Annotated in this window: 16 protein-coding genes; 15 read left to right on the top strand and 1 reads right to left on the bottom strand. The window is 41.9% G+C overall.

Going from position 1 to position 22,501, the window contains the following annotated elements; genetic code table 11:
• The first annotated feature begins 48 nt into the window (after positions 1 to 48).
• From dnaE to AAYR28_RS13150, 7 genes are all read left to right on the top strand, one after another.
• Entirely contained in the window at positions 49 to 3,384 is a 3,336-nt protein-coding gene (dnaE, locus tag AAYR28_RS13180) for a DNA polymerase III subunit alpha (protein WP_034279637.1), read from the top strand.
• Between the two features lie 141 nt (positions 3,385 to 3,525).
• Positions 3,526 to 4,758, top strand: a complete 1,233-nt coding sequence (locus AAYR28_RS13175) for an NAD(P)-dependent malic enzyme (RefSeq protein WP_025092260.1) — start codon at positions 3,526 to 3,528, stop codon at positions 4,756 to 4,758.
• 304 nt (positions 4,759 to 5,062) lie between these two features.
• Positions 5,063 to 5,938, top strand: coding sequence for an acetyl-CoA carboxylase, carboxyltransferase subunit beta (gene accD, locus AAYR28_RS13170; RefSeq protein ID WP_034279640.1), 876 nt, complete (start codon positions 5,063 to 5,065; stop codon positions 5,936 to 5,938).
• Positions 5,923 to 6,900 carry an acetyl-CoA carboxylase carboxyl transferase subunit alpha gene (gene accA / locus AAYR28_RS13165; protein ID WP_345808838.1) on the top strand — a complete coding sequence of 326 codons (978 nt, stop codon included), beginning with the start codon at positions 5,923 to 5,925 and terminating at the stop codon, positions 6,898 to 6,900. Before accD ends, accA begins: the two co-directional genes overlap by 16 nt.
• 342 nt (positions 6,901 to 7,242) lie before the next feature.
• Positions 7,243 to 8,202 (top strand): 6-phosphofructokinase, encoded by a 960-nt coding sequence (pfkA, locus tag AAYR28_RS13160; RefSeq protein ID WP_024424794.1) that lies wholly within the window; start codon positions 7,243 to 7,245, stop codon positions 8,200 to 8,202.
• 27 nt (positions 8,203 to 8,229) lie between these two features.
• Positions 8,230 to 9,990, top strand: a complete 1,761-nt coding sequence (gene pyk / locus AAYR28_RS13155) for a pyruvate kinase (RefSeq protein ID WP_211043111.1) — start codon at positions 8,230 to 8,232, stop codon at positions 9,988 to 9,990.
• A gap of 99 nt (positions 9,991 to 10,089) precedes the next feature.
• A complete protein-coding gene (locus AAYR28_RS13150) occupies positions 10,090 to 10,479 on the top strand; it encodes an FxsA family protein (protein ID WP_024424793.1) in 390 nt (129 codons plus the stop codon).
• A 25-nt stretch (positions 10,480 to 10,504) separates the two neighbouring features.
• On the opposite strand, the gene ytvI is transcribed toward AAYR28_RS13150, so the two are convergent.
• On the bottom strand, positions 10,505 to 11,623 hold the full coding sequence (ytvI, locus tag AAYR28_RS13145) for a sporulation integral membrane protein YtvI (RefSeq protein WP_345808837.1): 1,119 nt from the start codon (positions 11,621 to 11,623) through the stop codon (positions 10,505 to 10,507).
• A 100-nt stretch (positions 11,624 to 11,723) separates the two neighbouring features.
• Between ytvI and AAYR28_RS13140 the strand changes: the two genes are divergently transcribed.
• The 8 genes from AAYR28_RS13140 (at position 11,724) to mutM (ending at position 22,480) form a co-directional block, all read left to right on the top strand.
• Entirely contained in the window at positions 11,724 to 12,188 is a 465-nt protein-coding gene (locus AAYR28_RS13140) for a DUF441 domain-containing protein (RefSeq protein ID WP_024424791.1), read from the top strand.
• Positions 12,189 to 12,564: 376 nt separating this feature from the next.
• The gene (gene citZ / locus AAYR28_RS13135) at positions 12,565 to 13,683 is read left to right on the top strand and encodes a citrate synthase (RefSeq protein ID WP_024424790.1); all 1,119 of its coding nucleotides are present in this window, start codon (positions 12,565 to 12,567) and stop codon (positions 13,681 to 13,683) included.
• A 148-nt stretch (positions 13,684 to 13,831) separates the two neighbouring features.
• Complete coding sequence (gene icd, locus AAYR28_RS13130; RefSeq protein WP_024424789.1) at positions 13,832 to 15,103, top strand: NADP-dependent isocitrate dehydrogenase; 1,272 nt, start codon at positions 13,832 to 13,834, stop codon at positions 15,101 to 15,103.
• A gap of 34 nt (positions 15,104 to 15,137) precedes the next feature.
• A complete protein-coding gene (gene mdh / locus AAYR28_RS13125) occupies positions 15,138 to 16,076 on the top strand; it encodes a malate dehydrogenase (RefSeq protein ID WP_008356047.1) in 939 nt (312 codons plus the stop codon).
• A gap of 185 nt (positions 16,077 to 16,261) precedes the next feature.
• Positions 16,262 to 16,990, top strand: coding sequence for a response regulator transcription factor (locus AAYR28_RS13120; RefSeq protein ID WP_342495669.1), 729 nt, complete (start codon positions 16,262 to 16,264; stop codon positions 16,988 to 16,990).
• Positions 16,983 to 18,725, top strand: coding sequence for a two-component system histidine kinase PnpS (gene pnpS, locus AAYR28_RS13115; protein WP_034279651.1), 1,743 nt, complete (start codon positions 16,983 to 16,985; stop codon positions 18,723 to 18,725). The genes AAYR28_RS13120 and pnpS overlap by 8 nt, the downstream gene beginning before the upstream one ends.
• 255 nt (positions 18,726 to 18,980) lie before the next feature.
• The gene (polA, locus tag AAYR28_RS13110; protein ID WP_061109458.1) at positions 18,981 to 21,620 is read left to right on the top strand and encodes a DNA polymerase I; all 2,640 of its coding nucleotides are present in this window, start codon (positions 18,981 to 18,983) and stop codon (positions 21,618 to 21,620) included.
• 26 nt (positions 21,621 to 21,646) lie between these two features.
• Positions 21,647 to 22,480, top strand: a complete 834-nt coding sequence (gene mutM, locus AAYR28_RS13105) for a DNA-formamidopyrimidine glycosylase (RefSeq protein WP_107163244.1) — start codon at positions 21,647 to 21,649, stop codon at positions 22,478 to 22,480.
• Positions 22,481 to 22,501 lie beyond the last annotated feature (21 nt).

Below are 22,501 nucleotides of genomic sequence, written 5' to 3'. Positions count from 1 at the left end.
GCGTTTTATAATGAAAGAATGACTTTAGACGAAAGGAGTGGATTAAGCATGTCTTATGTTCATCTTCAGGTCCACAGTGGATACAGCTTGTTAAGCAGTGCAGCTAAAGTAAAGGAGCTTGTGCTGAAAGCAAAAGAACTTGGCTGCAAGGCGCTTGCTCTTACCGATGACCATGTGATGTATGGCACGGTTGAATTTTATAAGGAATGTAAAAAACATGGCATCAAGCCGGTTATCGGTTTAACAGCTTCTGTCTTCATAGATGAACAAGAGACAGAGGCTTATCCCTTGGTACTCCTTGCAAAAAACAATGAAGGCTATCAAAACCTGATCAAAATCAGCAGTGTGCTGAAATCAAAATCAAAAGCCGGATTGAAAGAGAAATGGCTCAAAAGCTATCACCGCGGGCTCATTGCCATCACACCAGGCGCATCTGGGTATATTGAAACGCTTTTGCAGCATGATCAGTTAGAAGAAGCGCGTGAAGCCGCCAAACAATTGAAGCATATATTCGGCGAGGGACATGTGTATATCGCACTTCAGCCATTTCAGCAGGACGAATCGCTCGCCGGCAAACTGCGGGACGTCTCACAAAGTACGGACATTCCTCTTGTTGCGACGGGTGATGTTCACTATATCAATCGAGAAGACAAAATGGCTTATACGTGCTTAAAGGCGATTAAAGCAGGTAAGCAGCTTTCAGAGATAGAGGAAGACCGAGGAGAAAAGCATTTCAAATCTTTTGATGAAATGTTGGAATGGTATAGAGATGATCGAGAGCTGCTGACAAGAACGGTGGAGATTGCAGACCGCTGTGAAGTCGATTTAAATCTTGGGCAGACAAAACTTCCATCCTATCCAACTCCTGATCAATCAACAGCAGATCAGTTTTTACGCAGAGTGTGCGCAGAAGGGATGAAGCAAAGAAAGATTGCTTCAAATGACATGTATGTTAAAAGGCTTGAATATGAGCTGAGCATTATCCAAAAAATGAATTTCAGTGATTATTTTCTCATTGTGTGGGATTTTATGAAGTATGCGCATGACAAAGGGATTGTCACAGGCCCTGGACGGGGATCAGCAGCGGGTTCACTTGTTGCTTATGTTCTGTTTATTACGGATGTCGATCCGATCCGTCACGGTCTTTTATTTGAGCGTTTCTTAAATCCAGAGCGGATCAGTATGCCAGATATAGATATTGATTTCCCCGATACGAGAAGAGATGAAATCATTTCTTATGTAAAAGACAAATACGGAGACATGCATGTGGCGCAAATTGTCACGTTTGGAACACTTGCAGCAAAAGCTGCTTTAAGGGATGTTGGACGTGTGATGGGAATTGATTCAAAAGCAGCGGACCGTCTTGCCAAGCTGATTCCATCAAAGCCAGGAACGACGCTGAAAGAAGCGGTGACTGCATCTTCTGAATTAAAAACGATGCTTCAGCAATCCGAAGAGCTTCGAAAGGTCTTCCAAACTGCTTTAAAAGTAGAGGGCTTGCCAAGACACACCTCGACACATGCAGCCGGCGTGGTGCTGAGCGAAGAGCCGCTGACAGAGGTCGTTCCGATTCAAGACGGCCATGAAGGTGTGTATTTAACGCAGTACGCCATGAATTATTTAGAAGACCTTGGACTTTTAAAGATGGATTTCTTAGGGCTCAGAAACTTAACATTAATTGAATCCATTAAAAACCAGATTGAAAGACAGGAAAACGTCCACATTAACTTTAGTGACATTTCATACGAGGATCAGAAAACGTTTGAATTGTTATCCGCCGGAGATACAACTGGAATATTCCAGCTTGAATCACAGGGAATGCGACAGGTGCTGAGACGCCTGAAGCCGTCTAGTTTAGAAGATATCGTGGCGGTCAATGCCCTCTATCGTCCAGGTCCAATGGAAAATATCCCGCTTTTTATCGACCGAAAGCATGGCAGAGTCAAGGTCTCCTATCCTCATCCTGATTTGTATGACATATTAAAGGATACATATGGGGTCATCGTCTATCAGGAGCAAATCATGCTGATTGCAGCGAAGATGGCTGGTTTTCAGCTGGGCGAGGCAGATCTATTAAGAAGAGCTGTTTCGAAGAAGGATAAAAAGGTCCTTGATGAAGAGCGAAGCCATTTTGTTGAAGGATGCCTAAAAAAGGAGTATCCTGTTAACATTGCAAATGACGTTTATGACTTAATCGTCAAATTTGCAAACTATGGTTTTAATAGAAGCCATGCTGTTGCATATAGCATGATTGGCTTTCAGCTTGCTTATTTAAAAGCGCATTATCCGTTATATTTTATGTGCGGTCTTTTAACGAGTGTAATTGGAAATGAAGACAAAGTTGCTCAATATTTCTATGAGGCGAAGGAAAAAGGGATATCTGTGTTGAAGCCTTCTATTAATAAGAGTGAGTTTCCATTTACGGTTGAAAAAGGGGAGATCCGCTACAGCTTAAGAGCGATCAAAAATGTCGGAGTGTCAGCTGTAAAGGATATATACAGAGCAAGACAGGAAAAGCCGTTTGAAGATTTATTTGATTTTTGCGCAAGAGTATCACCAAAGAGTGTCAACCGAAAAACGATTGAAGCGCTCATTTTTTCAGGGGCGATGGATGAATTTTATCCCAATCGTGCTTCGTTATTAGCATCGATAGATATTGCGTTAGACCACGTGTCATTTTTAAATCCAGAGGATCAGCTGGACTTTCTTGGGGATACAACCTTCTCCATTAAGCCAAAATATGCGGAGATAGAAGAAATGCCGCTTGTTGACCTCCTGCAATTTGAAAAAGAGGCACTCGGTTTATATTTATCAAATCATCCAGTACAAGCGTACCGAGACCGCTTAAGAGAGAATGGTGCAGTGGAAATCATCAGACTTTCTTCCTATATAAAGCGTAAAATCTCAATGGGTGGTCTTTTGACAAAAGTGAAATCGATTCGGACAAAAAATGGACAATCGATGGCATTTGTTACATTTGGGGATGAAACGGGAGAAATGGAAGGCGTCGTCTTTCCAGAGCAATTTAGAAAGCTGTCCCCCTTACTTGAGGAGGGCACCATGCTTTATGTTGAAGGCAGAGTAGAGGTCAGAAATGACAGCAGTCAAATCATCGTGCAAGAAGCTGCTTTGCTGGAAGAGATGGACGCAAAAAGAAAAGAGTCTGTCTACATTCGGGTCAAAGAAGAGAATCATACGCAGGAGCTGCTAGAGCAAGTAAAACGAGTCCTCTCGATGCACAGCGGAGAAGCAGATGTCTATTTGTATTATGAGAAGCAAAAAAAGACGATGAGACTTCCAGATGCATACAAAGTTCATGCAAATCATGCTGTGATTTTCCAGTTAAAAGAGCTGCTCGGTGAACAAAACGTTGTGATTAAATGATGACAAATCGCCTGAATATGTTTTACAAATTCACCTATTGTGTTATCATTTTAAAGATTCTGTGTATTTAAAACTGCCAGTATGTGCTTATCAACTTAGCAAATCATTAAATCATTTTCCACTTGAAGGAGTGTTCATCACATGTCATTAAGAGAAGAAGCATTACATATGCACAAAGAGAATCAAGGCAAACTCGAATCAAAATCAAAAGTACAAGTGAAAAATGCGAAAGACTTGAGCTTGGCTTATTCACCTGGTGTTGCAGAACCATGTAAAGATATTTATGACGACACAAGCAAAGTGTATGATTATACAATGAAAGGCAATATGGTCGCTGTTGTCACAGACGGAAGCGCTGTTTTAGGGCTTGGAAATATTGGTGCAGAAGCATCTCTTCCAGTAATGGAAGGGAAAGCTGTATTATTCAAAAGTTTTGCAGGCGTGGATGCTTTCCCAATCGCGCTTGCAACGAACGATGTTGACAAAATCGTTGAAACAGTGAAGCTTCTTGAGCCGACTTTTGGCGGTGTGAACCTTGAAGATATTGCAGCACCTAACTGCTTTATCATCGAAGAGCGCTTGAAAAAAGAGACAAACATTCCAGTTTTCCACGATGATCAGCACGGAACAGCCATTGTGACAGTAGCAGGACTTGTGAATGCACTGAAGCTATCTGGAAAATCCATGTCTTCAATCAAAGTAGTGGCAAACGGCGCCGGGGCAGCAGGAATTGCGATTATCAAACTTCTTTATCATTTCGGTGTACGTGATATCATTATGTGTGATACGAAAGGTGCTATTTACGAAGGCCGCCCGAACGGTATGAATGCAGTGAAAAACGAAGTAGCTAAATTCACGAACCAAGACCGCAAAGAAGGTTCATTAGAAGAAGTCATTGAAGGTGCAGACGTCTTTATCGGGGTTTCTGTAGCAGGCGCTTTAACAAAAGAAATGGTTGGAAAAATGGCAAAAGATCCTGTCATCTTTGCTATGGCTAATCCAAATCCAGAGATCATGCCAGAAGATGCACATGCAGCAGGTGCAAGTGTTGTAGGAACTGGCCGTTCTGACTTCCCGAACCAAGTGAACAACGTACTGGCATTCCCAGGAATTTTCCGCGGAGCATTAGATGTACGTGCGACTCACATTAACGAAGAAATGAAAATCGCAGCTGTTGAAGCGATTGCGTCTCTTGTTTCAGATGAAGAATTGTCAGCTGAATATGTCATCCCTGCACCATTTGATGCACGCGTAGCACCAGCGGTAGCAAAAGCGGTGGCAAAAGCAGCAATGGAAACTGGCGTTGCAAGAATCAAGGTCGACCCAGAAGCTGTCGCTGAAAAAACAAGAAAATTAACGATTATCGGCGAATAATCAACTGGAAAAGTGTGCACGTTCTTTCTGAAACTGGAGGAAAAACGTGCACCATTTCCTCTCTTATGCGAAAAATTTTTCATCCGGAATGAGATTTTTTTGTAGACGTTCACAATTCAAACATATCAACTGCTCAGCGCCCCAAACACATACTCATTTCTCATCAATTCCCCACTGAAAAAATTGAATGAAGGATGACAGCGTTTGACAAAAAAAGTACAATAGTTTCGGTACAGTTATGACATGTCCTATAATAGTGGATGTGCGTGTAAAGAAAAAACCCTTCAAAAAGGGAGGTAGTCATTTGTCAATCAAGAATATTTTCAGTAAAAAGAAAAAATATGCATCTGTACCCTCTGAACAGGCAAGTCAAGATGTGCCTGAAGGCATCATGACCAAATGTCCGCAATGTAAAAAAATAATGCTCACCAAAGAACTAGATAAAAATTTACGTGTTTGTATGAATTGCGGCAGACATTTGCAAATGAATGCAAAACAGCGTATTGAAAGCCTTGTAGATGAAGGCACATTTGAAGAATTTAACGGGCACCTCATTTCAGCAAACCCGCTCGGTTTCCCAGGCTACGAAGAAAAGCTTGAGAAAGACAGAGAAAAGACATCTTTGAATGAAGCCATTGTCACAGGTAAAGGTGAAATTGAAGGCCAAAGTGCTGTGATTGCTGTCATGGATGCCACGTTCCGTATGGGCAGCATGGGATCCGTTGTTGGTGAAAAGATCACGCTGGCGATCGAGAAAGCAAAAGCGGACAAGGTGCCTTTTATTATCTTTACTGCATCTGGCGGAGCGAGAATGCAAGAGGGAATTCTTAGTCTCATGCAGATGGCAAAAACAAGTTCAGCATTAAAACTGTTCAGCGAGGATCAAGGTTTGATTATCTCTGTGATGACGAACCCAACAACTGGCGGTGTATCAGCTAGTTTTGCGTCTCTCGGTGATTACAATTTTGCAGAACCTGGTGCTTTAATTGGTTTTGCAGGACGAAGAATCATTGAACAAACGATTCGTGAAGACCTGCCAGAGGACTTCCAGACGGCTGAATTTTTAATGAAGCATGGACAGCTTGATGCTGTCATCCATCGTGCAGAAATGAAAGAAACACTAGGCCGAATCTTAGCACTACACAGCACAGGAGGTGAACGAGAGTGGCTGGAGAACTAGAATTTGAAAAACCTGTCATTGAACTTCGAGCGAAAATTGATGAACTGAAAAAGTTCACACAAAACTCAGAAATGGATTTAAGTGCAGAAATTGAGCGCCTTGAAACACGTCTGAGCAAGCTTGAAGCAGACATTTATACAAATTTAAAGCCGTGGGACAGAGTGCAGATTGCTCGGCATGCGATGCGCCCAACAACTCTCGATTACATTCAAGAGCTGTTTGACAACTTTTTCGAATGTCACGGTGACCGTTTTTATGGTGATGATGAAGCGATCGTTGGAGGAATTGCCACGTTTAAAGGCCTTCCTGTCACTGTTATTGGCCATCAGCGCGGTAAAGATACAAAAGAAAACTTGCGCCGTAATTTCGGAATGCCTCATCCAGAAGGCTATCGTAAAGCGCTGCGCTTGATGAAACAAGCAGATAAATTTAATCGCCCGATCATTTGCTTTATTGATACAAAAGGAGCTTATCCTGGTAAAGCAGCTGAAGAGCGCGGACAAAGTGAAGCAATTGCGAAAAACCTATTCGAAATGGCAGGACTTCGTGTACCAGTTGTCTGTATTGTCATTGGAGAAGGCGGAAGCGGCGGCGCACTAGGCTTAGGCGTAGGAAACCACCTATTCATGCTAGAAAACTCAACGTATTCAGTGATTTCACCTGAAGGTGCAGCAGCGCTGCTCTGGAAGGACTCATCACTTGCGAAAAAAGCTGCAGAATCAATGAAAATTACCGCTCCAGACCTAAAAGAATTAGATATTATAGATGATGTTATTAAAGAAGTGCAAGGTGGAGCACATCGAGACGTGAAACAACAAGCAGCTTACATGGAAAAAACATTAAAAAAGTCACTTACATCTTTGCTCAAACTAACACCTGAAGAACTAGTCGAACAAAGATATGAAAAATATAAAGCAATCGGGAAAGTATCGATTGAAAATCAATATATTGGGGTAAACTAAATAAACGTACAGCCATTTTGGCTGGCGTTTATTTTTTTTCATCTTTTTTCATGAAAACCGACTTCATGTAAGCGCTATTTGAAAATAATTTTCTTTTGTTTTCATAAAATTTGAAACGTCTGAAAACCTTGATATGATAAGGTTTATAGCACCTCCCTTCACAGATTTCAGAGAGATTTGCTTTCATGACGTTCTTAACTTTTGTTTAAAAACGGTTTATTTAATTGTATAATAAGTACGGTTTTAGAAATTCGTATTGAAAACATCCAAATTTGCTCATGATTGTTTTCAAGCAGTGGAAATGGTATGTTTAATTCATATATGGTCTCTGAGGTGAAAAAGATGAAGCGTATAGGAGTTTTAACAAGCGGTGGGGATTCCCCAGGAATGAATGCAGCTGTGCGCGCAGTTGTAAGGAAAGCAATTTACCATAATGTTGAAGTTTACGGTATTTATAATGGATACTCAGGTCTAATTAACGGTAAAATTGAGAAACTCGAAATAGGTTCAGTAGGCGATATCATTCATCGTGGAGGAACAAAACTTTACACGGCAAGATGTCCTGAATTCAAGACAGTTGAAGGTCGTGAAAAAGGAATTGAAAACTTAAAAAAATTCGGTATTGAAGGACTTGTAGTCATTGGTGGAGACGGGTCATTTATGGGAGCGAAGAAATTAACAGAGCTCGGTTTTCCATGTGTAGGTGTTCCAGGCACGATTGACAACGATATTCCAGGTACTGATTTCACTATTGGCTTTGATACAGCACTGAATACTGTCATTGATGCCATTGATAAAATTCGTGATACAGCCACATCTCATGAACGTACATACGTAGTGGAAGTAATGGGAAGACATGCTGGTGATATTGCCCTTTGGTCAGGTCTTGCGGGCGGAGCCGAATCTATTTTGATTCCTGAAGCAGACTATGACATGGACGAAATTATTGCTAGGTTAAGAAGAGGTCACGAACGCGGCAAGAAGCATAGTATCATCATCGTTGCAGAAGGCGTAGGCAGCGGTGTTGAATTTGGTAAGCGGATTGAAGAGGAGACAAGCCTTGAAACACGTGTATCTGTCTTAGGGCATATTCAGCGCGGAGGTTCTCCGAGTGCGTTTGACCGTGTACTGGCAAGCCGTTTAGGAGCATATGCAGTTGAGCTTCTTCTTGAAGGACAAGGCGGACGCTGTGTAGGCATTCAAAGCAATGAACTCGTTCATCACGATATTTTAGAAATCTTAGATAAAAAACATACAGTCGATAAAAATATGTACCGACTTTCACAAGAGCTCTCTATATAAAACGAGAAGACCTTAGGAGGAACAGTAATGAGAAAGACAAAAATCGTTTGTACAATCGGTCCAGCAAGTGAAAGCATTGAAAAGCTGACTGAATTGATTGAAGCAGGAATGAATGTAGCCAGACTAAACTTCTCCCATGGAGATTTTGAAGAGCATGGTGCACGCATTGAAAACATACGTAAAGCAGGTAAAACATTAGGCAAGGACATTGCGATCCTTCTAGATACAAAAGGTCCAGAGATCCGTACACGTACAGTTGAAAACGGCTCAATTGAGCTAGTCGCTGGTGCTGATCTTATCGTGAGTATGGAAGACATTGTTGGAAATACGGAAAAAATTAGTGTGACATACGAAGATTTAATTCATGATGTAGAAGTAGGCTCAACGATTCTATTAGATGATGGTCTGATTGGTTTAGAAGTAAAAGAAATTAACAAGGACCGCAAAGAAATCCTCACTAAAGTCATGAATACAGGCACGCTCAAAAACAAAAAAGGCGTCAACATACCTGGCGTCAGTGTGAACCTGCCAGGTATTACAGAAAAAGATGCCAATGATATTCTGTTTGGAATTGAACAAGGCGTCGATTTCATCGCAGCTTCTTTTGTGAGACGAGCTTCTGATGTTCTTGAAATTCGTGAGCTTCTTGAAAAGAACAATGCGACTGATATTCAAATCATCCCTAAGATTGAAAACCAAGAGGGTGTTGATAACATCGACGAGATCCTTGAGGTATCTGACGGTTTAATGGTTGCGCGTGGAGATCTTGGTGTAGAGATCCCGGCAGAAGAAGTACCGCTTGTTCAAAAAATGCTGATCAAAAAATGCAATCGTTTAGGCAAGCCTGTCATCACAGCGACTCAAATGCTGGACAGCATGCAGCGTAACCCACGTCCTACCCGTGCGGAAGCAAGTGACGTGGCAAATGCTATTTTTGACGGCACAGATGCGATTATGCTTTCTGGTGAAACAGCAGCAGGAACATATCCAGTAGAAGCCGTACAAACAATGCATAACATTGCATCACGTTCAGAAGAAGCACTAAACTATAAAGCCATTCTTTCTCGCAGAAGCGAAGAAGTAGAAGTCAGCATTACAGACGCGATTGGTCAATCTGTTGCCCATACAGCAATGAAGCTTGATGTAGCAGCCATTGTGACACCGACAGAAAGCGGACACACAGCAAGAATGATTTCAAAATATAGACCAAAAGCACCAATCGTAGCAGTTACTGCAAACGAATCAGTGGCGAGAAAGCTTTCACTCGTATTCGGTGTATTTGCAAAGAGCGGATCAAAAACGACGTCTACTGATGAAATGCTTGAGAATGCAGTAGAAAAGTCAATTGAAACAGGCTATGTAAGACACGGCGATTTAATCGTGATTACAGCAGGTGTGCCAGTTGGTGAAACAGGTACGACGAACTTAATGAAAGTATATGTTGTCGGTGACATCATTGCGAAAGGTCAAGGTATTGGCCGTAAATCTGCATTTGGACCGGTTGTCATTGCACAAAGCGGAAAAGAAGCAGAAGAAAAAATGTACGATGGTGCGATCCTGGTTGCAAACTGCACAGATCGTGATATGATGGGAGCTTTAGAAAAAGCATCTGCCCTTATCACAGAAGAAGGCGGTTTAACAAGCCATGCAGCAGTTGTTGGACTAAGCCTCGGCATTCCAGTGATTGTTGGTCTTGACAGCGCAACGACACTATTAAAAGAAGGCGAAGAGATTACAGTAGATCCAGCACGCGGAGCGATCTACAAAGGCCGTGCGAGCGTCCTTTAAATCATCCAAGAGGGGAGTTGTCTGACTCCTCTCTTTTTTTATGTTACACTAAAAAAAGTAAACAGCTTTCGATGAAAGATACCCCATGAGGTGATATGGTTGAAGAAATATTTTCTACTATTATTAATTCTGTTCCCTGCGGTGGAAATTAGTTTATTTTTAATCTCAAGTAAAATCATTGGCATTTTGCCAACCATGCTGCTCATCGTGCTGACAAGTGCCTTAGGTGCTTATTTTGCAAGAAAACAAGGTATAGAAGCCTTCCAAAAAGTGCAGCGAGATTTACAATATGGCAAGATGCCAGGGGGAGCGATTGTCGATGGTTTTTGTATTCTAATCGGCGGTCTGCTGCTGCTCATTCCAGGCTTCTTATCGGATCTCATTGGGGCTTTGCTGCTCATTCCGGTGACGAGAAAGGGAATCAAGCCACTCTTTGAACGCTGGCTTAGAAACATGTCTAATCGCAACCGCTACACGATCATTCGTTAAAGAGACCTTCAGCTGAAGGTCTCTTTTATTTTTGCAATCCATACCGAATGTACTCATAAATATCTCTGAAAACTCCTGCATTACGGAATGCCTGCCACACGACAAGGGCAGCAGGGCCAATCACAAGTCCTAGAAAACCTAACCATTTTAACCCGACAAATAGCGCCACAAGCGTTGCTAAAGGATTAAGTCCGATGGATTTGCTTAAGACTTTTGGCTCTGATATTTGTCTTTGAATGAGGACGACAATATACAAAATGCCCAGTCCAATGGCGAGGGAAAGATTTCCTGTCATAGCAGAATAAATGATCCACGGTAGAAAAACAGTGCCGCTCCCGATATATGGAAGTAAATCGACGAGCCCGATACATAGAGCGATAACGAAGGCATGCTTGACCTTTAAAATGATGAGTCCAATCAATACAATACCAATCGTCATGGCAACAAGCAGAAGCTGAGCCTTCATAAAGCCGGTAATGGCTTTTTTGATTTCAGATAAAATAGCGCGTGTATGCTGCATCCATTTTGCGGGAAAGATACGTGAGCCATATGTTTTTAACGTAAACCAATCTTTCGTGATAAAAAAAGTCGCCAGAGCAGAAAATAACAGTGTGGCTGCTGCATCAGGCAAAAGACCTAAAAAAGCCGGAATAAGCTCGAATGTTTTTGAAAGAAAAGACCCGATTTTTGCGGCCGCTTCATCACCAAGTGCTTGAATTTGTCCCAAAATCGATTCCTTTTGACCTGCTTGAAGCGTATTAAATTGGGCCGTCACATCATGATATAAAGGCAGAATCTTGTCTGTGAAAAATTGCTCTACAATCCCAATCATTTGATCAAGATGACGGGGCAGCACCTTTGCCAAATAAGCACTTCCTGAAATGATTTCCGCAACTAAAAGCGTCATTAAGCCGGCGGCTGCGACTAAAAAGAGCAAGAGCACAATGACCACAACAAATCCTCTTGGCATCCCGGTGATCTCTTCGATTTTGCAGACGGCAGGATGAATTAAACAAGACACGATAAGGGCGATCCAAAAAGGATATAAAAACGGAAAAGACTGATATAAAAAGACAACCGCAAAAACAGCAATGCTGATCATCATCAAACTTCGAAGAAAAATGGCCACATAGGCGTGATTCACACAATCCCCTCCAAAAAACAAGCATGTCCGATACTTCATTTTATTCAAAAAGATTAGTAATATGAAAAGGTCGCAATAAAAAGAAAGAAAGGAGCGGCGTATGTTTACTCAAGCAAATTTGTTTTTGGTTCTTTTACTCGTTATTGCACTTATTGCAAAAAACAATTCGTTAATTGTAGCAGTCTCTGTGCTGATCGCGATTAAGCTGATTGGCCTGGATCAAAAAATTTTCCCGGTTCTCCAATCTAAAGGCATTAATTGGGGGGTCACCGTTATTACCATTGCAGTTCTGGTCCCGATTGCAACAGGTGACATTGGATTTAAGCAGCTTGGAGAAGCGATGAAATCTTCCTATGCTTGGATAGCTCTTGGAGCGGGTATATTAGTAGCATTAATTGCAAAAAACGGGATTGTGCTACTCGAAAATGATCCGCATATTACGGCAGCGCTTGTGTTCGGTACCATTTTGGCAGTCAGCTTATTTAAAGGTGTGGCAGTTGGACCGCTTATCGGGGCTGGAATTGCTTATTTGGCGATGCAGGCTGTGAAATTTTTCAGCGGGTGAAAAGAGAGTGGTTCCTGCCACTTTCTTTTTTAAATTTTTTCTTGCGTGAGCTTTTGCAAAAAAACATAATTAAATATATTAAAAGAAGCAAAATCCCTTTATTCCATGCCTGATATGGGAGACTGGAAAAAAAAATATCAAAAAAAATTATAGTTAAACATTTAACAAATGTCTGATTATTGTTTATAATGGGAATAGGCTTAATTTTGAACTCATTGATCACACAAGAGATATGAGGCTAAAAGCGCTCTAACCGTATAGGTAAATGTAAGCATTTTCTTTTCTGAGCCTGCTATCTTATCCGGATTGGATAGCGCTTTCAAAAAGTGAGAATTCTGCAACGAAGGGGAATCTTTTTAAAAAGGGGAGATTGAACATGACAGCAACAAGAGGTCTTGAAGGTATCGTGGCAACAACTTCATCCGTAAGCTCAATTATTGATGATACTCTTACTTATGTAGGGTACAATATCGATGATTTAACTGAAAAAGCTACATTCGAAGAAATTGTCTACCTGTTATGGCACTTAAAGCTGCCGAATGAGCAGGAGCTGAGTGAATTAAAACAGCAGCTCAATGAAAATGCTCAGATTCCGCAAGAAATCATTGAGCATTTTAAATCTTATTCGCTTGATGGGGTTCATCCAATGTCTGCGATTCGTACAGCAGTATCTTTACTAGGTTTACTTGATGACGAATCAGAGATTATGGACAAAGAAGCGAATTACAGAAAGGCGATTCGCTTACAGGCGAAAATTTCTGGACTAGTCGCTGCGTTTTCACGCATCCGCAAAGGGCTTGAGCCTGTACAGCCAAAAGAAGAATACAGCTATGCTGCAAACTTCTTGTATATGCTAAATGGCGAAGAGCCGTCACCAGTAGAAATTGAAGCCATTGATAAGGCACTTATTCTGCATGCGGATCATGAATTAAACGCATCGACATTTACAGCACGTGTATGTGTTGCTACACTATCAGATATCTACTCTGGTGTGACAGCGGCTATCGGTGCGCTGAAGGGACCGCTTCATGGCGGCGCTAATGAAGGCGTGATGAAGATGCTTTCAGAAATTGGCGAAGTTGAAAACGTAGATTCCTATATTCATGGTAAGCTAGAGAAGAAAGAAAAAATTATGGGCTTTGGCCACCGTGTATACCGTCAAGGTGACCCGCGTGCAAAGCATCTAAAAGAAATGAGCCAGCGTTTAACAAACCTCACTGGCGAGCCGAAATGGTATGAAATGTCTGTTCGCGCAGAGGAAATCGTGACATCAGAGAAAAATCTTCCACCAAATGTTGATTTTTATTCTGCATCTGTATATCACAGTCTTGGGATTGATCATGACTTGTTTACACCAATTTTCGTGATCAGCCGATTCTCTGGATGGATTGCTCACATTCTAGAGCAATATGACAACAACCGTCTTATCCGTCCAAGAGCTGACTACATTGGACCTGATCTTCAAACCTTTGTTCCGATCAGTGAAAGAGACTAATGTTTATAGAATAAGCGGGGGCTGATTTCAAAAGGCCAATCAGCCTCCATATCAACAAAAAAACGAATCACGTGAAAAACTTCTTTGTTTGCAGACATCAAGCCAAGAAGTTTCAAATATTCACTACATAACCTGGGAGGTAATATCATTGTCACAAGGCGAAAAAATTACAGTTACTGGCGGCGTATTGAATGTACCAAATAATCCAATTATCCCGTTTATTGAAGGGGACGGAATCGGTCCTGACATTTGGAAAGCAGCATCAAGAGTACTTGAAGCAGCTGTAGAAAAAGCATATAAAGGTGAAAAGCAAATCACTTGGAAAGAAGTATATGCAGGTGAGAAAGCTTACAATAAAACTGGAGAGTGGCTTCCTGAGCAAACGCTTGAAGACATTCGCGAATACTTAATTGCGATTAAAGGGCCACTAACAACACCAATTGGCGGAGGAATCCGTTCATTAAACGTGGCACTTAGACAAGAGCTTGATTTATTCACATGCTTGCGTCCTGTTCGCTGGTTCAAAGGGGTACCTTCTCCTGTGAAACGTCCAGAAGACACAGATATGGTGATCTTCCGTGAGAACACAGAAGATATCTATGCTGGTATCGAGTATGCAAAAGGTTCAGACGAAGTGAAGAAGTTAATTGACTTCTTGAAAAACGAATTAGGTGTGAATAAAATCCGTTTCCCAGAAACGTCAGGTATCGGAATCAAGCCAGTTTCTGAAGAGGGAACATCCCGTCTTGTCAGAGCGGCTATCCAATATGCAATTGACCAAGGCCGTAAATCTGTGACGCTTGTTCACAAAGGAAACATCATGAAATTTACAGAAGGTGCCTTCAAAAACTGGGGCTACGAAGTGGCTGAAAAAGAGTTTGGCGACAAAGTCTTTACATGGGCACAATATGATCGTATTGTAGAACAAGATGGAAAAGATGCGGCAAACAAAGCGCAAAGTGAAGCAGAAGCTGCTGGCAAAATCATTGTCAAAGACAGCATTGCAGATATTTTCCTTCAACAAATCCTAACTCGTCCAGCTGAGTTCGATGTTGTGGCTACAATGAACTTAAATGGAGATTACATCTCTGATGCACTTGCAGCTCAAGTTGGTGGAATTGGTATCGCACCAGGTGCAAACATCAACTACGAAACAGGACACGCTATTTTTGAAGCGACTCACGGAACAGCACCAAAATATGCTGGTCTTGATAAAGTGAATCCATCTTCTGTTCTTCTATCAGGCGTGCTTTTACTTGAGCACCTTGGCTGGCAGGAAGCAGCTGATCTAGTGATTCAATCTGTTGAAAAAACAATTGCATCTAAAGTCGTCACATACGATTTTGCTAGATTAATGGATGGCGCAACAGAAGTGAAATGTTCTGAGTTTGCTGACGAGCTCATCAAAAACTTGTCTTGATTCTTAAACTTTAAAGTTAAAGGGGAAAAAGGAAATGGCAAACAAGCGTAAAAAAGTATCTGTCATCGGAGCAGGTTTTACAGGAGCAACTACAGCATTTCTAACGGCTCAAAAAGAATTAGCGGATGTCGTATTAGTTGATATCCCGCAGCTTGAGAACCCAACAAAAGGGAAAGCTCTTGATATGCTGGAAGCAAGCCCTGTTCAAGGCTTCGATGCGAACATTACAGGCACTTCTAACTACGAAGATACAGCCGGTTCTGATGTCGTGGTCATTACGGCAGGAATTGCAAGAAAGCCGGGAATGAGCCGTGACGATCTCGTGTCAACAAATGAAAAAATCATGCGCAGCGTGACACGCGAAATCGTTAAATATTCTCCAGAAGCCATTATTGTTGTGTTAACAAACCCTGTTGATGCAATGACATATGCCGTTTATAAAGAATCAGGATTACCAAAAGAAAAAGTCATTGGACAATCGGGCATTCTTGATACAGCACGCTTCCGTACGTTTGTTGCTCAAGAATTAAACCTATCTGTAAAAGATGTGACGGGCTTTGTGCTTGGTGGACATGGCGATGACATGGTTCCGCTTGTTCGTTACTCTTACGCAGGCGGTATCCCGCTAGAAACATTGATTCCAAAAGATCGTATTGATGCGATTGTTGAAAGAACAAGAAAAGGCGGCGGCGAAATCGTAAACCTATTAGGTAACGGTAGTGCCTATTATGCACCTGCTGCTTCACTAGTAGAAATGGTTGAGGCGATTCTAAAAGATCAGCGCCGCGTGATCCCAACGATTGCATACCTTGAAGGTGAATATGGCTACGAAGGCATTTACCTTGGTGTACCAACAATCGTAGGTGGAAACGGCCTTGAGCAGATCATTGAGCTTGAGCTGACAGAAGAAGAAAGAAGTCAGCTTGACCGTTCTGTTGAATCTGTTAAGAACGTCATGAAAGTATTGTCTTAATATGAAAAAAAGAAGGCTTCTCTTATGAGGGGCCTTCTTTTTGTTTACAAAACCAATCTTGTCGAAATTTTAAATTGTCCTCTTGTTAAGCTTTCGTTAAAATGAAAGAGAAAGCATGACTTCTCGCTTTTCACATAAGATACAAAAAAAAGGATGCAGGGGAAATCACTAATTGGAGGCACAACATGAATAAAAAAATATTAGTTGTGGATGATGAAGAATCGATTGTAACACTTCTAAGCTATAACCTTGAAAGGGCGGGCTATGATGTCGTCACAGCAAGAGATGGGGAAGAAGCGCTTGAAAAAGCAGCAAGTGAACAGCCTGATCTCATTGTATTAGATTTAATGCTTCCGAAAATGGACGGTATTGAAGTGTGCAAACAACTGAGAATTCAAAAAATGATGTTCCCTATTTTAATGCTGACAGCAAAGGACGATGAATTTGATAAGGTGCTCGGTCTTGAACTTGGAGCCGATGATTACATGACAAAGCCATTCAGTCCTAGAGAAGTGGGTGCTCGGGTAAAAGCCATCTTGAGAAGAGCGCAGCAATCTCAGCCTGTCCCCGCGCAAGAGGAGAGGGAAGAGGTCATTGCAGACCAAATTAAAATTGGTGAACTGCGCATTTTACCAGAACACTATGAAGTCTACTTCCAAGAAGAACGCCTAGAGCTTACGCCGAAGGAATTTGAACTGCTGCTTTATTTGGCCAAGCATAAAGGACGTGTCCTCACACGTGATCTGCTGCTAAGTGCCGTTTGGAATTATGACTTTGCAGGTGACACTCGTATTGTGGATGTACATATCAGCCACTTGCGGGACAAAATTGAAAAGAATACGAAAAAACCAACATACATTAAAACCATTCGCGGCTTAGGCTACAAATTGGAGGAGCCAAAGCCAAATGAGTAAAATTCGAACCCGCCTGTTTTCGGGACTTATTTTTCTCCTTTTTATTGTGTTTGTTGCACTTGGCCTTTTTTTGGATCACATGTTCCATGTTTTTTATGAAACTAAATTAACGGAACGAATGGAAAATGAATCGAGCTTTCTTCTTTCTTCCATGGATGGTGATGATCTGCAGGCGAAGCAAAACAAGGAGATCCTCAATCAGGCAAAGCAGCATCTCGATATGAATGCGTCAATTGTGGACCTGAAGGGGAATATCATACATACAACAGGTCAAGCGGAGCAAAGGGGCATCATTCAAAACACACTGAACAATGAACGCCTTCAAACAAAAGGAGTCGTCATTGAGGATGAAAAGGATGCGCTGTTTCATTACGCAGTCCCTATCCTGAAACAAAATGAACCGGCAGGCTATTTATTTCTCCATGCGTCATTCCAGCCTTTAAATGAAATTGACGGCCAGCTTTGGCTCGCATTAGCCGTTTGTCTTGGAACGGCGATTATTATTATCGTTTTCTTTGGATACCGCATGTCGATGAAATATGTAAAACCGATAGATTATGCCACAAAGGTAGCCAAACAGCTGGAACGAGGGAACTATGATACCAATCATTATGAAGAGCTCATCATTGAAACAAGTGAGCTTAATACATCAATGAAGCGCCTGGCAGAAAGCCTTCAAGAAATGACAAGCACTGGGGAGATGCAGCGAGACCGTCTGCAAACAGTCATTGAAAACATCGGAGCAGGGATTATTTTGATTGATAAGATGGGGTATATTAACCTAGTCAATCGAACTTTCCGCAAGCAGTTTAAGGTGCAAAAGCACATTTACATGCACAAGCTGTATCATGAAGCATTTACACATGAAGAAATTATTGAGCTGATTGACGAAATTTTCATGACAGAAACGAAGGTGCGGAAGTTTTTACGCCTGGCCGTTGACATTGAACGGCGCTACTTCCAGGTGGATGGTGTTCCCATTTTAAGTACAGACGATGAATGGAAAGGAATAGTCCTTGTGTTTCATGACGTGACAGAAACAAAGCAGCTGGAGCAGATGCGAAAAGATTTTGTCGCCAATGTGTCTCACGAGTTAAAGACACCGATTACGTCGATTAAAGGATTCTCTGAAACTCTTCTTGATGGAGCGATTGATGACAAAGAAGCGCTGACACAATTCCTTTCCATCATTCTAAAAGAGAGTGTCCGTCTCGAAACACTCATTCAAGATTTACTCGATCTTTCCAAAATCGAGCAACAGCATTTCAAACTGAATATTCAAGACGCCAATGCGACAGAAATCATTCAAGAGATTGAAGTCCTTTTAAAACAAAAGGCCGCAGAAAAAGGCATTCAACTACAAGTGCGTATCCCGAAAGAGCCTGTCTATGTGATGGCAGATCCGCTGAGGTTAAAACAAATCTTCCTCAATCTCGTGAACAATGCCCTTACCTATACACCAGAGGGAGGGAGTGTCACCATTTCGGCAAGACCGCGGAAAGGCGCCTATGAATTTGATGTAGCAGATACAGGAATCGGCATGAAGAAAAGCGAGATTCCAAGAATATTTGAGAGATTTTATCGAATTGATAAAGATAGAAGTAGAAATTCAGGCGGTACAGGACTTGGTCTTGCCATCGTCAAACACCTTGTGGAGGCGCATGAAGGGACGATTTCGGTCCATAGCAAACAAGGTAAAGGAACGACTTTTACAGTGAGCCTGAAATCAAAATAGGGAAAAAAGGAAAGTCGCGTTAAAATTTACATGATCTTTACAATGGATTCATGTTTAGTTAAACAATCATTGGTAGGATGAATAGGAACCCCTTCATCCAAGGAGCCAATTTTGTAAGGACGAAAACACTTGTTGTTTTCGTCCCTTTTTTTATGCAGGCTCGACTATTTTCTTTTCAAAATAAACTTTGATAAAATGATGATACAATGTGTGAAAGAGACGGCTGAAATGGCTCAGCCGATGGAGGATTAAAACATGACAGACAAAAAGAAATTAGTACTAGTGGATGGAAACAGTCTCGCTTATCGAGCCTTTTTTGCTTTGCCGTTATTATCAAATGATAAAGGCGTCCACACAAATGCCATTTACGGCTTTGCGATGATCTTAATGAAGATGCTCGAGGACGAGAAGCCAACCCATATGCTCGTCGCATTTGATGCGGGAAAAACAACGTTCCGCCACGAGACATTTAAAGAATATAAAGGCGGAAGACAAAAAACGCCGCCAGAGCTATCAGAACAAATGCCGTTCATCCGTGAGTTATTAGATGCCTATCAGGTGAAAAGGTACGAGCTTCCTCAATACGAGGCAGACGATATTATCGGGACATTGGCTGTGGAGGCAGAAAAAGACGGCTTTGAAGTCAAAATTTTCTCAGGAGATAAGGACTTAACGCAGCTCTCAACAGACCATACGACGGTGGCAATTACGAAAAAAGGCATTACAGAAGTAGAATATTACACACCGGCTCATATTGAAGAGAAATATGGCCTGCGCCCAGATCAAATCATCGATATGAAAGGTTTGATGGGAGATTCCTCAGATAATATCCCAGGGGTGCCGGGTGTAGGCGAAAAAACAGCGATTAAATTGTTAAAGCAGTTTGAAACGGTTGAAAACCTGCTTGAACATATTGACGAAGTCAGCGGTAAAAAACTCAAAGAAAAGCTTGAAGAATATAAAGAGCAGGCGGTGATGAGTAAAAAACTCGCAACGATTCTTGTAGAAGCGCCAATTGATGTATCAAGCAAGGATCTCGCATATGAAGGTCCTCATATGGATCAAGTGATCTCTCTTTATAAAGAACTAGGCTTTCAAACGCTGCTAGAGCGTCTAGGAGAAGCACCAGAAACAGGTGAACAGGTCGAAGTAGAAGCATTAGAAGTGAAAAAAATGACCGAAGTAACGGATGAGATGCTGACAGATCAAGCTGCTCTTGTGGTAGAGCAGCTTGGAGATAATTATCATGAAGCAGATTTGATTGGTTTTGCGATCCATAATGAAAATGGTGCGTTTTTTATCACGAAAGAAGATGCGCTTCAATCAGACGCATTTAAACAGTGGGTACAGGATGAAACGAAGAAGAAATGGGTCTTTGATTCAAAAAGAGCAGTTGTCGCCCTCAGATGGCATGATGTCGATCTAAAAGGTGTCGATAACGATGTCCTGCTCGCTTCCTATGTCGTCAACCCTCAGAAATCGTATGAGGACGTCGCAAGTGTGGCGAAGGAATATGGTCTTAACATCGCTCTTTCTGATGAAAAAGTGTACGGAAAAGGAGCAAAGCAGGCGATTCCACCTGAAGATGAACTGAAGGAACATCTTGGACGAAAAGCAGCGGCGATCTCTGCTCTGCATGATTTAACACTTGAAGCGTTAGAAAAAAATGATCAGCATGAACTATATGAAGACTTAGAGCTGCCGCTTGCCCTCATCCTAGGTGAAATGGAATCCCTTGGGGTAAAGGTAGATATTGAGCGCCTAGAGAAGATGGGTGAAGAGTTAACGAAAAAGCTGAAAGAATATGAAGAAACCATTCACCGCTTAGCAGGTGAAACATTTAACATCAATTCTCCTAAACAGCTTGGCGTGATTCTTTTTGAAAAATTAGGACTGCCGATTATTAAAAAGACAAAGACGGGCTACTCGACATCTGCGGATGTTCTTGAAAAGCTTGAAGATAAGCACGAGATCATTCGGTCTATTCTGCATTACCGCCAAATTGGAAAGCTCCAATCGACCTATGTGGAAGGCTTAATGAAAGTAACGCGCAAGGATACCCATAAAGTGCATACACGATTTAATCAAGCGCTCACGCAAACAGGAAGACTAAGCTCGACAGACCCAAACCTGCAAAACATCCCAATTCGTTTAGAAGAAGGACGAAAGATTCGACAAGCATTCGTTCCATCAAAAGAAGGCTGGCTCATGTTTGCTGCTGACTATTCTCAAATTGAGCTGCGTGTACTCGCTCATATTTCTCAGGATGAGAATTTAATCGAAGCGTTTACGAAAGATATGGATATTCACACGAAGACAGCGATGGACGTGTTCCATGTCTCAGAAGAAGAAGTGACTTCCTCTATGAGAAGACAAGCCAAGGCTGTCAACTTCGGTATTGTATATGGGATCAGTGATTATGGGTTATCTCAAAACCTTGGGATCACAAGAAAAGAAGCAGCTGCCTTTATCGAACGCTATTTAACAAGCTTTAAAGGCGTGAAAACCTATATGGAAGAGATCGTGCAGGAAGCGAAACAAAAAGGATATGTCACGACGCTTCTCAAACGCAGACGGTATATCCCGGATATCACAAGCCGTAATTTTAATATCAAAAGCTTTGCCGAACGAACAGCCATGAACACACCGATCCAAGGAAGTGCAGCTGATATTATTAAAAAGGCCATGATTGATATGGCGCGTAAATTAAAAGAAGAAAACTTGCAGGCAAATCTTTTATTACAGGTGCACGATGAATTGATTTTCGAAGCGCCGAAAGAAGAAATTGCCATACTCGAAAAAATTGTTCCTGAAGTCATGGAAAATGCACTTCAGCTAGATGTGCCGCTAAAAGTTGATTTTGCTTCAGGGCCATCTTGGTACGACGCAAAATAATAGAGAGAGAAAAAGGAGCGAGGAGCATGCCGGAATTACCAGAAGTTGAAACCGTCCGGCGCACACTCAAGCGGTTAGTCGAAGGAAAGACGATTGAAACGGTCAATATCAAATGGCCAAATATCATCAAACGTCCTGGGGAGCCGGAAGAGTTCGCAAGAAGGATGGTAGGAGAAACGATACAAACCATTGAAAGAAGAGGAAAGTTCCTGCTCTTTCATTTAGACCACTACGTAATGGTCTCCCATTTAAGGATGGAAGGGAAATACCGTGTACATGAAGCGCATGAGCCATACGATAAACATGTACACGTCGTCTTTACGTTTACAGACGGTACTGAGCTTCGGTATCATGATGTGCGTAAATTTGGCACGATGCATTTATTTCAGCCGGGTGAAGAAGAAAAGGAACTCCCGCTCTCACAGCTGGGATATGAGCCTTTTGATGATCAATTCACTCCGGAATATTTATGGGAGCAATTGAAAAAAACATCCCGTGTGGTTAAAACAGCGCTGCTTGATCAAAAGATTGTCGTGGGACTAGGTAATATTTATGTAGATGAGGTTTTGTTTAAAGCAGGCATTCATCCAGAAACAAAAGCGAATCAGCTCAGCCTTGAATCGTGCAAAGTGCTTCACAGGCATATTATCGATACACTTCAAGTAGCGGTAGATGCAGGAGGAAGCACGATTCGCTCATATATCAATTCACAAGGTGATATTGGAACATTTCAGCTGCAGCTTCTTGTGTATGACCGGCGGGGAGAGCCTTGTCAAACATGCGGAAGCATCATTGAGAAAACAGTAGTCGGAGGGCGCGGCACTCATTTTTGTGTGACCTGCCAAAAGCGTCCTCAATAAAAATCAGCCATCAGCATGCTT

Source organism: Bacillus safensis, from assembly GCF_039619585.1.
GTDB lineage: Bacteria > Bacillota > Bacilli > Bacillales > Bacillaceae > Bacillus > Bacillus safensis.
Note: the sequence above shows the minus strand (reverse complement) of the source record. Positions and strands in the feature narration are given on the sequence as shown.

Bases quoted from the DNA above. Each gene is read 5' to 3' on its own strand.
- pfkA (WP_024424794.1), top strand. From the start codon at position 7,243: ATGAAGCGTATAGGAGTTTTAACAAGCGGTGGGGATTCCCCAGGAATG.
- AAYR28_RS13175 (WP_025092260.1), top strand. From the start codon at position 3,526: ATGTCATTAAGAGAAGAAGCATTACATATGCACAAAGAGAATCAAGGC.
- polA (WP_061109458.1), top strand. From the start codon at position 18,981: ATGACAGACAAAAAGAAATTAGTACTAGTGGATGGAAACAGTCTCGCT.
- mdh (WP_008356047.1), top strand. From the start codon at position 15,138: ATGGCAAACAAGCGTAAAAAAGTATCTGTCATCGGAGCAGGTTTTACA.
- pnpS (WP_034279651.1), top strand. From the start codon at position 16,983: ATGAGTAAAATTCGAACCCGCCTGTTTTCGGGACTTATTTTTCTCCTT.
- AAYR28_RS13140 (WP_024424791.1), top strand. From the start codon at position 11,724: ATGTTTACTCAAGCAAATTTGTTTTTGGTTCTTTTACTCGTTATTGCA.
- dnaE (WP_034279637.1), top strand. From the start codon at position 49: ATGTCTTATGTTCATCTTCAGGTCCACAGTGGATACAGCTTGTTAAGC.
- citZ (WP_024424790.1), top strand. From the start codon at position 12,565: ATGACAGCAACAAGAGGTCTTGAAGGTATCGTGGCAACAACTTCATCC.
- AAYR28_RS13120 (WP_342495669.1), top strand. From the start codon at position 16,262: ATGAATAAAAAAATATTAGTTGTGGATGATGAAGAATCGATTGTAACA.
- pyk (WP_211043111.1), top strand. From the start codon at position 8,230: ATGAGAAAGACAAAAATCGTTTGTACAATCGGTCCAGCAAGTGAAAGC.
- mutM (WP_107163244.1), top strand. From the start codon at position 21,647: ATGCCGGAATTACCAGAAGTTGAAACCGTCCGGCGCACACTCAAGCGG.